The organism is Pseudomonas sp. NFIX10, assembly GCF_900111955.1.
Classification (GTDB): domain Bacteria; phylum Pseudomonadota; class Gammaproteobacteria; order Pseudomonadales; family Pseudomonadaceae; genus Aquipseudomonas; species Aquipseudomonas fluorescens_AA.
The window spans coordinates 140,826-153,400 of record NZ_FOKH01000003.1; the positions used below are offsets into that span (position 1 = coordinate 140,826).

A 12,575-nucleotide genomic window follows, 5' to 3' on the forward strand; every position below is an offset into this window, starting at 1 on the left:
TCATAACCATTTGTGCAGGATGGCGTCGTAGACCCCATTGCGACGGATGGTCTCAAGGCCGGCGCGGAATTTCTCCACCGTCTCGGCCGGCGTCTTGCGGCTGAACGCCATGCTCAGGCCGTCTGGGCTGCTCAGTTCGGGAAGCGCCAGCGAGCGGATCAGCACCTTGTCCGGGTCTTCGCCATTCTGGCGAGTCAGGTACAGCGCGTTGAGCTCGTTGGAAATCCACAGCTCCACGTGATCGACCTTGAGCTTGCGGTAGTTGTGTTCGTACTTGGTGCTCGACTGCAGTTCCTCGCCGATGCGAAAACCCTTCGAGACCAGGTATTGCTCGCCCACGTCCTGATTGACCGTGGCGATCTGGTGACCATGGGCGTCGGCCAGCGAGTCGAGTTTTACCGGCCGGTCTGCCAGCGAGTAGATGTACCACTGCGTCGGGCCAATGGTGCCTACCCACTGGAAAAGCGATTCGCGTGCAGGCGTGCGGACGATCGAATAGATCAACACATTGTTTTCGTTGAGCGCCAGCTCGTAGGCCCGGGCCCAGGGCATGGGCTGGATAGGCGCGTCCAGGCCGACCTCCTTGAGCACGGCCTGGACCACTTCGGTGCTCATGCCGGTCACGCGTCCGTTCTGCGTCATGTTGTAGGGCGGCAGCTCCTCCGTCACGATGCGCAGGGGTGTCTCTGCCGCGCAAGCGCTTGCAGTGAGGAACATCACGACGCCCCACGTCAGCAGGCGATTCAGCGACAAGCTCATTGATCGTTACCCTATGCAACTGGCAGAGCCCGGCGAGGCCTGGGACTATATTGATAGGGTTATCGGCTGGGCTGGCGCCTGCTTGAGTCCGGCCTGTCGAAACCGACAGCCCAGCCGATGGATCAACCGTTCAACAACGTCATCGTCTGCGCCTGGTATCGGTCGCCCGCCACCACACCTTCGCCTGCGAAAATCCCATCCAACTGGGCCAGTTCGTCAGCGCTCAATACCACTGAAGCCGCCGCCACATTGCTCTCCAGATACTTGCGCTGTTTTGTGCCCGGGATCGGAATGACGTGGTCACCCTGGGCCAATACCCAACCCAGGGCCAGTTGCGAGGCGCTGATGCCCTTGTCCGCGGCCAAGGCCTTGACCCGTTCGACCAGCGCCAGGTTGCGCTTGAAGTTGTCGGCCTGGAAGCGTGGGCTGAAGCGGCGGTAATCGTCGGCGGCAAAGTCTTCCGGCGATTTCAGCTCGCCGGTCAGAAAGCCTCGGCCCAAGGGGCTGTAGGCAACGAACGCAATGCCCAGGCGCTTGCAGGTATCGAGCACGCCATTGTGTTCAGGCTCGCGGGACCACAACGAGTATTCGCTTTGCACCGCTGCCAGCGGATGCACGGCGTGGGCCCGTTGGATGGTCTCGACGCTGGCCTCCGAGATGCCGATATGGCGGACCTTGCCGGCCTTGACCAGCTCGGCCATGGCGCCGACGGTTTCCTCGACGGGCACTTCGGGATCGATGCGGTGTTGGTAGTAAAGATCGAGGTAGTCGGTTTCGAGGCGCTTGAGGCTGCCCTCGATCGATTGCCGGACGTATTCGGGACGGCCATTGACGCCCCGGGCATGGGGATCGCTGCTGCGCACCAGGCCGAACTTGCTGGCCAGGTAGAGGCTTTGCCGTTTGCCCCGCAGGGCGCGTCCCAGCAATTGCTCATTGGTGTAGGGCCCGTACATGTCGGCGGTGTCGAACAGTGTCACGCCCAATTCCAGGGCGCGGTGGAGCGTGGCAATCGCTTCTGCCTCGTCCACGCCCGTGGTGTAGAAGTCCGACATGCCCATGCAGCCCAGGCCGATGGACGAAACGTTAGGGCCGTATTGGCCGAGTTGGCGGGTCTTCATGATGTTTTGACTCCTGGATATGAACGACCCGTTCAGTGTCTGATAAGCGTTTTTCTGGATAAATACACGAATATTGATTTAACTATTCGTGATTCCTGAATAGTGAGGCGCACATTGGACCGACTACATGCCATGCAGGTGTTCCGACGCATTGTGGAGCTGGGCGGCTTCGGCAAGGCGGCCGATGACCTTGGATTACCCCGTGCCACCGTCAGCCTGTTGATCCAGCAGTTGGAAGCTCACCTCGGTGTGCAGTTGCTACAGCGCACCACCCGCCAGGTGCGCGCGACACTGGACGGCGAAGCGTATTACCAACGCAGCGGCCAGTTGCTGGACGACCTCGCTGACCTTGAGAGCTCGTTGTCGGCGCAAAGGAGCCAGCCTCGCGGTACGTTGAAGGTGGACATGCCGATCGCTTTCGGTTGCACCTGGATCCTGCCGCGCCTGCCGGATTTCTACCGGCGCTACCCGGCGCTGCAACTGGACATCGGTTTCCACGATCGCCAGGTTCATCTGCAGCGCGAAGGCGTGGATTGCGCGATCCGCGCTGGGCATGTCGTTGACCAGGCCTTGGTGGCCCGGCCTATCGTGCGGCTGCATCAACTGACCTGCGCCAGCCCCGACTACCTGGCACGCTTGGGCACGCCCCGGGGGTTGGACGACCTGGCGGCCCATCGCGCCATCTGTTTTGCGACGGGCAATGGCCGCTTCTTCCCGTTCGAATTCGAGGTGGCGGGGCAGGTACGCGAATGGCTATTGAGCGGTGAACTGACCGTCAACAATGCCGATGCCTACGTGACCGCCTGCGAAGCGGGATTGGGCTTGATACAGGTGCCGCGTTACCACGTGCAACGGCAATTGGCCGAGGGCCACCTGGTTGAAGTGCTGGATAAGTACCGCGTGCCGACCTGGCCCATATCGGCGGTGTACCCGCCCCATCGGCAGCTGTCGCCACGGGTGCGGGTATTTATCGATTGGGTGATCGAGTTATTGCATGGCGTGGCGGATACGCAGCCGGCGTTGATGGTGCGAGTCTGACGGCCAATCATTGATTCGCCCTGGGCTCGCTTGCAGGGTTGGACGGCCAGGTCGACAACGCCTGCTCGACAACCGCCTCCAGGATCTCGCGGGTGAATCCGGCTTTGGCTTGAACGGCCATTCCGTGGGTCATGGCCATCACGAACGCGGCCAGCGCCGTGCAGTTGGCCGATTCCGGCAGATCACCCTCCGTCTTCGCCCGTTCGAAGCGCTCCCGCAGCGACGCTTCTCCGGCTGCGCGTGCGTCGATCAAGGCCTGGCGGATGGGCTCGGCATCGTCCGAGCCGGCCAACGCGCCATGAATGCCAAGGCAGCCCTTGCGGTCCGGGTAGCGCGTATTCACCTCGACAGCCCCGCGAAGAATGTAGGCGGCGACGTCGCGTGAAGTGGGTTGTTCCAGCGCTGCCGGAAAGAAATCCAGGTAACGCGCGTAGTAGCGCTCGAGTGCCCGGAGGAACAGCGATTCCTTGTTGCCGAACGCGGAGTAGAGCGCCGGGCGTTCCACCCCGGTGGCTTGCGTCAGGTCGGTGTAAGACGCGCCCTCGTAACCTTTGCGCCAGAATACGCAAAGCGCCGCGTCCAGCGCCGTATCCACGTCGAACTCGCGTTGACGCCCCATCAGATCACCCCCGGCTTTTTCATAACGATCGATATTAAACTGCTTGACGGTCTCTGTCCAAATTCATACTGTTCGTTACGCTAACGCTCGTTACGGTTGGCAAGTGCCTTCTTGGCGAGGGCGTTCAGGCATTCATGAAGAGGATTTACCCATGCAGAAATTACTGGCAGGCAAGGTTGCGCTCGTGACAGGTGGTTCCCGAGGGCTCGGTGCGACCCTCGCGCAGGCGCTCGCCGAACTAGGGGCGGATGTTGCGATCAGCTACGTGGCCTCGGCCGAGAAGGCCAAGGCCGTGGTGGAAAAACTTGAGGCGCAAGGCGTCCGTGCCCGTGCCATCCAGAGCGACCAGGCCGACAGCACGGCGGCCAAGCCGTTGATCGACGAGGTGATCGCGCATTTCGGCAAGCTCGACATCCTGGTGAACAACGCGGCGATCGCTGTCCAGGGCAAGACGGTCGATGACCCCGATCTCGACACCGTCAATCTCGATCGCCAGTGGCAGATCAACGTCATGGGCGCGGTGGCGACCACGCGTGCGGCGGCTGCGGTGCTGTCGGACGGCGGTCGGATCATCTTCATCGGCTCGCTCCTGGGCGGTCACGTACCGTTTGCCGGAGCGGCCGATTATGCCGGGACCAAGGCGGCCATCGTCGGCTATGCCAAGGGTGTCGCACGGGATCTGGGGCCGCGCAATATCACGGTCAACGTCGTCCAGCCCGGCATCATGCCGACCGACATGGCGGCACAAGTGCTCGGCGACGGCGTGCCCGAGGCGATCCTCGACCTGCACCCCATCCGCCGCATCGCCACGCTCGAAGAAGTGGCGGCCACGGTGTGTTTCCTGGCCGGGCCGAACGGTGCCTATATCACGGGCAGCGCCATCGATGTGGCTGGCGGTTTGAGCATCTGACCCCGCGCCCGATCCAACACTGAGGTGAATGACTCATGACCACTATCGGCATCATCGGGGCTGGCGAAGTTGGCAGCCATATCGCGCGAGCGGCCATTGCGAACGGCTATGAGGTTGTCATTGCCAACTCGCGAGGCCCCGAGACGTTGCGCGGGCTGGTCGAGGCGCTGGGGCCGTCGGCGCGTGCGGCGACGGCTGCAGGCGCGGCCGCGGCGGGCGATTTCGTTATCGTGGCCGTCCCGCTCAAGGTCGACAACGACATGCCCGTGGAGGCGCTTGCAGGGAAGGTCGTGCTCGACACGAATAACTACATGGTCTGGCGTGACGGCCATATCCCGGTCATCGATTCGGGGCAAAAGACCGTCCATGAGCTTCGCCAGGAGCAACTGCCCACCTCCCGGGTGGTCAAGGCGTTCACCCACATCCAGGCGCCCCGGATCCTCACGTGGGGCAGGCCGGCCGGCTCTCCCGACCGGCTGGCCCTGTCAGCTTCCAGCGATTATGCCGATGCGTTGGAGATCGTCACGCGCCTGTACGACCAGTTCGGTTTCGACACGGTGGATAACAGCCCGTTGAGCGAGTCGTGGCGCAGCGCCCCCGGACAGCCGGCATGGAAGCAAGAGCGCCAGAGCCGATCCGAGCTGCTCGCCAACCTTGCCAAGGCGCGTCTCGTCAAGGCTTCTGCCGTAGGGTGAACGTACCGATGAACACCTCGGACGCCTGGGCGGCCGGGTGTTCGCGCAGGCTGCCCGGGGTATTGAGCGCGCCCGCGTCATTCAAGCCTTGACCCAACGCTGGCGGCTCCAGCCGCTCAAGGTATCGACGCCGAGTACCAATAGGAGCATCGCCAGGATGACCGTGCTGCCCTGGGCCTCCTGGAACAGGCTGAGGCTGACATAAAGCATTTGCCCAAGCCCTCCGGCACCGACAAAGCCGAGCACGCTGGCCATGCGGATGTTGTTTTCCCAGCGATACAGGACGTAGGCCAGCAGTTGCGGCATCAGGTTGGGCAGTGTCCCGTAGCAGAACGCCAATACGGCGTTGCCGCCTTGCAAACGGATGGCGTCGGCCGGTTCGGAAGGGGTATTTTCCAGCGCCTCGGCGAACAGGCGACCGAGTACGCCAGTGGTGTGCAGGGCGAGCGCCAGGGTGCCGGCATTGGGACCGAGCCCGGCGGCCAGGACCATCAGTGCGGCCCAGACCAACTCCGGAACCGCGCGCAAGGCGTTGAGTATCAGGCGCGAGGCACTCTGCAAAGGCCAGCCGAAGCGTCCGGCCGCAGGCAAGGCCAACAGCAGGCCGAACACCGCGGCGAGCAGGGTACCGAGGGCGGACATGGCGAGGGTTTCCAGGGCGCCGTGACCGATCGCTTTCAGATGGCCCGGGCTCAGGTCCGGGCTGAGAAAGCGCTGCGCATAAGCGCCCATCCGCGCCAGGTTGCCGTTGTCGCCCAGCATGCCCAGGTCGATGCCCAGGTAAAGGAACGATGTCATGACGGCCGCGCCGATGGCCAGGAGCAGCACCAGATTGAACAGGCGATTCATGCCAGCCTCCAGCGCAGCAGGCGGCTGAGTTGATCGGCAAGCAGTACCAGCAACAGGAACGTCAGCAGCAGGCTGGCCACTTCGCCGCCAGCGAACATTCGCAGCGACAGGTCCATTTGCTGGCCCAGGCCGCCGGCGCCGACGAAGCCCATCACCACCGAGGCGCGGATGGCACATTCCCAGCGGTAAACCGTGTAGGACAACAGTTCCGCGGCGACATTGGGCAGGATCCCGTAGCAGAAGGCGGCGAGCCGACCGCTGCCTGACCGCAACAGCGCGTGGGCCGGGCGCTGGTCCACCGACTCGTAGATTTCCGCGTAGACCTTGCCCAGCATGCCGCTGTAGGTAATGGCGATGGCCAATACGCCCGCCGTCGGGCCGAGGCCGACCGCGCGCACGAAGAGCAGGGCCCAGACGATTTCCGGGACGCTGCGCAGGAAGATCAGCAGGCCACGAACCGGCCAGCGCAGCCACTGTCCGCCGGGGCTGGGGTGGCCGCCTCGGGAGGCTGCCGACAGCGACAGGGCGCGGCTGGCCAACAGGCTGGCGGGTACCGCCAGCAGCAACGCCAGGGCCATGCCGGCCGTTGCGATGGCCAGGGTTTGCAGGGTGGCCTGCCAGAGCAACGCAAGGAATTCCTCGCCATGGGCCGGGGGCCAGAAGGCTGACACGAAACGGCCCATCTCGCTTTGACTGTCACTCGCCAGTAGCACCCGCAGGTCCAGTTCGCTGTAGCGGATGCCCGGCCACAACAGGACAAGGGCAAGCAGACTGAGCAGCAGGCGCGGTCGGCTGGCGGGATCTCGGGTATCGCGTGTCAGCATCGGGGTATCTGCACGCTCAGGGACGGCAAAGGCAGCGGCGAAGACGACTGCAACTGTTCGTTGGCGTAGAGCTTGTCGAGCAACGCACGGTCGATGGCGCTAGCCGGCAGGTCGAAGAGAACCTGTCCGTCACGCAGGCCGATGATCCTGGAAAAGTGCTCGAGGGCCAGCTCTACCGCATGCAGGCTGGCGACCAGGGTGACGTTGTGCTCCCGGGCATGACGGCAGAGCACCGACAGCGTATGCCCGGCCAGTACCGGATCCATCGCCGAAACCGGTTCATCGGCCAACAACACCTCGGGCGCCTGGTACAGCACGCGGGCAATGCCCACGCGCTGCAGTTGTCCGCCGGACAGTTGCTGGCACTGGGCGAACAATTTGTCGCCCAGGTCCAGCCTGGCCAGTGCCGCGCGTGCGCCCGGCACATCCAGCGGGTACAACAGGTTCAGCAGGCTCTTGCCGAGACCCCATTGTCCCAGCTTGCCGGCCAGCACGGCGGTGACCACACGTTGGCGCGGCGGGAGCGGCGGCGCTTGATGGACCAGGCCAATGCGCGCCCGTAAGTGCTGGCGCTGGCGGGCAGACAATTGCCAGGCGCGCTCGCCCAATATTTGCGTGTCGCCGCTACCCGGTTGCAGGGCAGTGGCCAGTACATTGAGCAAGCTGGATTTCCCCGCGCCGGACGGGCCGATGATGGCGACCTGTTCGTTCGCGCCGATGTGCAAGTCCACGCCACGCAGCGCCTGGACGCCGTTGGCATGGGTAACGCTGACCTGGGTCAGTCGCAGGGTCATTTGAGCAGTTCGGCGGCGCGTGCGGCTTCCTCGATGCCCTTGTAGTTCTCAGGCTTGGTTTCGATGAAGCGGCTGGCGGCTTGCAGGTCGAGGATTTCCTTGTCCTTCGGGTTGGCCGGGTCGAGTGCGAGGAAGGCGGCCTTGATCTTGGCCGCCAACGCGGGGTCGAGGGTTCCGCGCACTGTCCAGTTGTAGTCGAAGTAGGCTGGGGTGGTGGCGAAGACCTTGACCTTGTTCGTGTCGACCTTGCCGGCGGCGACCAGTTTTTCCCAGACGCTGGCGTTCAGTACCCCGGCGTCGACCTTGCCGGCCTGGACCCAGGCGACGGTGGCGTCGTGGGCGCCCGAATAGCCGACACGGCTGAAGTAGCTCTCTGGCTTGATGCCGTCCTGGAGCATGAAATAGCGCGGCATGAGACTGCCGGATGTCGACGATACCGAACCGAAGGCGAAGGTCTTGCCCTTGAGGTCGGCCAGGGATTTGACGGTCGGGTCGGCGGTGATGAATTTGCTGGTGAACTGGGCGTCCTGTTCGCGCTGGACCAGCGGGATGGCGTTGCCGGTTTTCAGGCGTGCCTGGACGAAGGTGAAGCCCCCCAGCCATGCCATGTCGATCCGGTCGGTGGCCAGTGCCTCGACCACGGCCGGGTAGTCGCTCACGGGGACGAACTCGACCTTCATGCCGGTTTGCTGTTCCAGGTAAGCCCCCAGCGGCTTGAATTTGCGCAGCAGCTCGGTCGGGGCCTCATCGGGAATCGCGCTGACTTTCAGGGTGTCGGCGGCCTGCGCCAGCCAGCTGCAAAACGACAGGGCAACACCAGCGGCCAATGCCAGGGAAGGCTTGAGCATGGAAGATCTCCGGTAGAGAAAGGCAAGGAATGTCGAAGCATCACGCCCACATGGAGGGCGGTACGCCGTTCTGTGAGGGTAGACGAAGGAGAGGGATGTTAACCGTTTCTGGTTGTGAACTCACCCAGTCCCCTGTGGGGAGCTGTGGTGAACGGGAGAACCGAGGCCTCTGTCAGGTGAGGCCCCGGCGAACAGCAGGTCAGAACAGTTTGGTGAACAACCAGTAGAGGCTGCCGGACAGCAGGATGGCGGCAGGCAGCGTCAGTACCCAGGCCATCAACAGGTTGCGGATGGTGCGCATCTGCAGGCCAGAGCCGTTGGCGACCATGCTGCCGGCCACGCCGGAGGAGAGCACGTGGGTCGTGGACACCGGCAAGCCGAACATGTCGGCGGCACCGATGGTGAGCATGGCGACGGTTTCGGCCGAGGCGCCTTGGGCGTAGGTCAGGTGGGTCTTGCCGATTTTTTCACCTACCGTCACCACGATGCGTTTCCAGCCGACCATGGTGCCCAGGCCGAGGGCGATGGCCACGGCGATTTTCACCCACAGAGGAATGAAGCGCGTGGAGGTGTCGATCTGCTGTTTGAACAATTGCAGCTGGGCGCTGGTGTCGGCGTCGAAGTGACCGACCTTGTTCTTGTCCATCAGGCGAATGGTTTCGCTGGTCAGGTACATGTCGTTGCGCACGTTGCCCACGGCTTCGGCCGGCACCTTGGCCAGCGAACCGTAGCCCTTGACCTCGGCGCCGATGCTGCCGGTCATGGCGGCTAGGGCCGGCACCAACTGAGGCGTCGCTTCCTTGCTGCCAACGTAGGTGGTGAGGATCGCTCGCGGGTCCGTCGGGGCCGGTAGCGGCGAGTGCTTCACCAGGGCTTGCTGGGTGACTTGTGCCACAGCGGCGAATTGCAGGGCCTGGTCGGCGGGCATGGTGCGGTTCAGCGCATACGCCATCGGCAGGGTGCCGACCAGGATCAACATGATCAGGCCCATGCCTTTCTGGCCGTCATTGGAACCGTGGGCGAATGACACACCGGTGCAGGTCAGGATCAGCATGCCGCGAATCCACCAGGGCGGCGGGGTGTTGCCTTCCGGCGCCTTGTACAGCGAGCGGTTCTTGACGAAGGCCCGCAGCGCCAGCAACAACAACGCCGCGCAGCCGAAGCCCACCAATGGCGAGAGCAGCAATGCATAGCCGATCTTGGTCGCCTGGGCCCAGTCCACGCCGCTGGTGCCGTCGCGCCCGTGCATCAAGGCATTGGCGACGCCCACGCCAATGATCGAGCCGATCAGGGTGTGGGACGACGACGCCGGCAAGCCCAGCCACCAGGTGCCCAGGTTCCAGAGGATGGCGGCGATCAGCAGGGCGAAGATCATGGCGAAGCCGGCGGAGGAACCGACTTGCAGGATCAGTTCGACCGGCAGCAAGGCGATGATACCGAAGGCCACCGCGCCGCTGGCGAGCAGCACCCCGAGGAAGTTGAAGAAGCCCGACCAGGCCACGGCCACGTTCGGCGCCATGGAGTTGGTGTAGATGACGGTGGCCACGGCGTTGGCGGTGTCGTGGAAACCATTGACGAATTCGAAGCCAAGGGCAATCACCAGTGCCACGCCCAACAGCAGGAACGGCGTCCAGGTGGTCACCACGGTGCCGAGTTCGTTCATGTCGTGCATCAGGCTGTAGGCGGTAAACAGCAAGCCGCTGCCCAGTACCGCGAAAAACACCATCAGGGTGAGCACGCTTGGCTTGCGGTTGAGTTGCGGTCTCGAGCTGGGGGCGATGGCACTCGAGGAGTCCATGGTCAGGGTCTGGTTCGTCATGATGAAATCCGGCTCAGTGAGCGGTGGAAGTGGGGGCTCGGTGCCGGGCGTCCCTGCCTGGCGGGTCTCAGTAGACCTGGGGCACGATGAGCTCCGGTGGCGTCGGACTGCGGGAGTAGTCTTCCTGGCGTACCCGCTGCGGCAGTTCGATGGTCGGCAGCTCCACCTCTTCATAGGGCATTTGCCCAAGCAGGTGATGGATGCAGTTGAGCCGGGCTTTTTTCTTGTCGTCGGCCTGCACCACCCACCAGGGCGCCTCGGCGATGTGGGTGCGTTCGAGCATGATTTCCTTGGCCTTGGTATAGGCCTCCCAGCGCCGGCGGGACTCCAGGTCCATGGGGCTGAGCTTCCATTGCTTGAGCGGGTCATGGATGCGGCTGAGGAAGCGCAGGTGCTGTTCCTGGTCGGAAATGGAGAACCAGTACTTGATCAACTGGATGCCGGAGCGGGCGAGCATCCGCTCGAATTCCGGCACGGTACGGAAGAACTCTTCGTACTGTTCGTCGGTGCAGAACCCCATGACTTGCTCGACCCCGGCGCGGTTGTACCAACTGCGGTCGAACAGCACGATTTCACCCGCCGCCGGCAGGTGCGAAACATAGCGCTGGAAGTACCATTGAGTCCGTTCACGGTCGTTGGGGGCGGGCAGGGCGGCGACGCGACACACCCGGGGATTGAGCCGCTGGGTAATGCGCTTGATCACGCCACCCTTGCCGGCGGCGTCGCGTCCTTCGAAAAGGATCACGACCTTGTGCCCGGTCTTGACCACCCAACTTTGCAGCTTCACCAGTTCGCCCTGAAGGCGGAACAGTTCGCTGAAATACAGGCGTCGGATTTCTTTCTCGCTGTTATCCGGGCCGTGTTCATCGAACAAGGCGTTCAGGTCATGCCCGTCTTCGGATAGCTCCAGCTCCAGTTCTTCGTCGCTGTGATCGAGCAATTCGCGGTGGATGCGCTGTACCAAGGTGTCCTGGGTTGAAAGCATGATGGAAAACTCGGTCGTGGAGGCGCCATCCACGCTAGTTGCAATTTGTTACATAGTAGTGACGGTCATCTGTGCTTCATGCGCTGCCCTTGGCTAAAACAGTTACTGGAGCACAAGGGGTGTCATTCAGGTGTCATCGAACCCATGGCAGGATCTTCGCAAACCATCGTGGAATGCCCGCAGTGCTTGTGCCTGCTGGCTGATGAATCAAGGAACACCACTATGAAAGGCGACGCCCCCCTGTTCGCGGCCATTGACCTGGGCTCCAACGCCTTTCGCCTGATGATTGGCCAGTCGGTCAAGCGCAATCGACAACGGGTGATCCAGGAAGTGAAAACCCTGCGCGAGCCGGTCCGATTGGCCGAGGGCCTGCAAGCCGGGGCCCTGGACGAGCTGGCGCTGGATCGAGGCTGGCAAGCCCTGGCCCGATTTGGCAAAAAGCTGCGGGGCTTCGAAGCGGGACGGGTGCGGGCGGTGGCGACCAGTGCCGTGCGCGAAGCGGCCAATGCCCAATTGTTCCTGGCCAGTGCCGAGCGGCACCTGGGGTTTCGGATCGACGTGCTGTCCGGACATGAAGAAGCCCGGCTGGTGTATGCCGGTGTCGCCCATGCGGTGCCCGGTGTCGAGCGGACGCGACTGGTGGTGGACATCGGCGGTGGCTCGACCGAACTGATTCTGGGGCAGGGCGCTCAGCCGCTGCTGACGGAAAGCATTGCCATCGGCAGCGGCACCTTTGGCGCGCGTTACTTTGCGGACGGACGCATCACCGCTCAAGCGCTGCTGGAGGCTGAACGCGTGGCGGTCCTGCAGTTTGAAGCGGTGGCGGCGCGTTATCGCGTGCAGGGCTGGCAGCAGGTGATCGGCTCTTCCGGTACGGCGCGGATGTTGGCCAAAGTGCTCAAGGCCAATGGTCTCAATGATGTTGGACAAGGCGGCATTACCTACAGCGGGTTGTTGCGCCTGTCGTTGCGGCTGCTGGAAGTCGGCCATGTCGACCGCCTCAGATTGGCCGGCTTGCAGAGCCATCGCCTGGGCATCCTGCCCGGTGGCCTGGCGATCATGCTGGCGGCGTTCAAGGTCTTCGGCATTACAGACATGATCGTTTGCGAAGCGGGCCTGAGGTTTGGTGTCCTTCATGACCTGATGCATAAACACTGACACCGATGGCCTGTTGTGCAAGGCCGGTTATCCGCGACGGCTCAAGGTCGAGCGTCAGCGCCCTTTGGTTATCCTCCCTTTGCCAGATTCAGCATTTCGTCGCCTGGGCGGCCGGTATGTCCGGTGATCGCAAAGCGTCGATCTGGATCAGGATGATTG

The 12,575-nt window shown here is 63.3% G+C and carries 13 protein-coding genes; 4 read left to right on the plus strand and 9 right to left on the minus strand.

The features are described 5' to 3' along the window. Positions 1 to 759 carry a substrate-binding periplasmic protein gene (locus BM321_RS04140; protein WP_092441615.1) on the minus strand — a complete coding sequence of 253 codons (759 nt, stop codon included), beginning with the start codon at positions 757 to 759 and terminating at the stop codon, positions 1 to 3. Between the two features lie 122 nt (positions 760 to 881). Further along, positions 882 to 1,877: an aldo/keto reductase gene (locus BM321_RS04145; protein WP_092441616.1), complete on the minus strand. Its 996-nt coding sequence runs from the start codon at positions 1,875 to 1,877 to the stop codon at positions 882 to 884. 114 nt (positions 1,878 to 1,991) lie between these two features. Here BM321_RS04145 and BM321_RS04150 point away from each other — a divergent pair, with 114 nt between their 5' ends. Continuing rightward, on the plus strand, positions 1,992 to 2,915 hold the full coding sequence (locus BM321_RS04150) for a LysR family transcriptional regulator (RefSeq protein WP_092441617.1): 924 nt from the start codon (positions 1,992 to 1,994) through the stop codon (positions 2,913 to 2,915). Between the two features lie 7 nt (positions 2,916 to 2,922). On the opposite strand, the gene BM321_RS04155 is transcribed toward BM321_RS04150, so the two are convergent. After that, positions 2,923 to 3,534 carry a TetR/AcrR family transcriptional regulator gene (locus BM321_RS04155; RefSeq protein ID WP_092441618.1) on the minus strand — a complete coding sequence of 204 codons (612 nt, stop codon included), beginning with the start codon at positions 3,532 to 3,534 and terminating at the stop codon, positions 2,923 to 2,925. 184 nt (positions 3,535 to 3,718) lie between these two features. On the opposite strand from BM321_RS04155, the gene BM321_RS04160 reads away from it, so the two are divergent. Together BM321_RS04160 and BM321_RS04165 are read left to right on the plus strand one after the other, a co-directional pair. Beyond that, complete coding sequence (locus tag BM321_RS04160) at positions 3,719 to 4,444, plus strand: SDR family NAD(P)-dependent oxidoreductase (RefSeq protein ID WP_256573368.1); 726 nt, start codon at positions 3,719 to 3,721, stop codon at positions 4,442 to 4,444. Between the two features lie 35 nt (positions 4,445 to 4,479). After that, positions 4,480 to 5,139 carry an NADPH-dependent F420 reductase gene (locus BM321_RS04165; protein ID WP_092204315.1) on the plus strand — a complete coding sequence of 220 codons (660 nt, stop codon included), beginning with the start codon at positions 4,480 to 4,482 and terminating at the stop codon, positions 5,137 to 5,139. Between the two features lie 81 nt (positions 5,140 to 5,220). On the opposite strand, the gene phnE is transcribed toward BM321_RS04165, so the two are convergent. From phnE to ppk2, 6 genes are all read right to left on the minus strand, one after another. After that, positions 5,221 to 5,988 carry a phosphonate ABC transporter, permease protein PhnE gene (gene phnE / locus BM321_RS04170; protein ID WP_092441619.1) on the minus strand — a complete coding sequence of 256 codons (768 nt, stop codon included), beginning with the start codon at positions 5,986 to 5,988 and terminating at the stop codon, positions 5,221 to 5,223. Further along, complete coding sequence (locus BM321_RS04175) at positions 5,985 to 6,812, minus strand: PhnE/PtxC family ABC transporter permease (RefSeq protein ID WP_092441620.1); 828 nt, start codon at positions 6,810 to 6,812, stop codon at positions 5,985 to 5,987. Before BM321_RS04175 ends, phnE begins: the two co-directional genes overlap by 4 nt. Continuing rightward, entirely contained in the window at positions 6,806 to 7,606 is an 801-nt protein-coding gene (locus tag BM321_RS04180) for a phosphonate ABC transporter ATP-binding protein (protein WP_092441621.1), read from the minus strand. Before BM321_RS04180 ends, BM321_RS04175 begins: the two co-directional genes overlap by 7 nt. Further along, on the minus strand, positions 7,603 to 8,454 hold the full coding sequence (locus tag BM321_RS04185; RefSeq protein ID WP_092204319.1) for a putative selenate ABC transporter substrate-binding protein: 852 nt from the start codon (positions 8,452 to 8,454) through the stop codon (positions 7,603 to 7,605). Before BM321_RS04185 ends, BM321_RS04180 begins: the two co-directional genes overlap by 4 nt. Before the next feature lie 199 nt (positions 8,455 to 8,653). Beyond that, entirely contained in the window at positions 8,654 to 10,273 is a 1,620-nt protein-coding gene (locus BM321_RS04190; RefSeq protein WP_092327610.1) for an inorganic phosphate transporter, read from the minus strand. A gap of 67 nt (positions 10,274 to 10,340) precedes the next feature. After that, entirely contained in the window at positions 10,341 to 11,258 is a 918-nt protein-coding gene (gene ppk2, locus BM321_RS04195) for a polyphosphate kinase 2 (RefSeq protein WP_092327920.1), read from the minus strand. A gap of 222 nt (positions 11,259 to 11,480) precedes the next feature. Here ppk2 and BM321_RS04200 point away from each other — a divergent pair, with 222 nt between their 5' ends. Beyond that, a complete protein-coding gene (locus tag BM321_RS04200) occupies positions 11,481 to 12,416 on the plus strand; it encodes a Ppx/GppA family phosphatase (RefSeq protein ID WP_092441622.1) in 936 nt (311 codons plus the stop codon). The last annotated feature ends 159 nt before the right edge of the window (positions 12,417 to 12,575 follow it).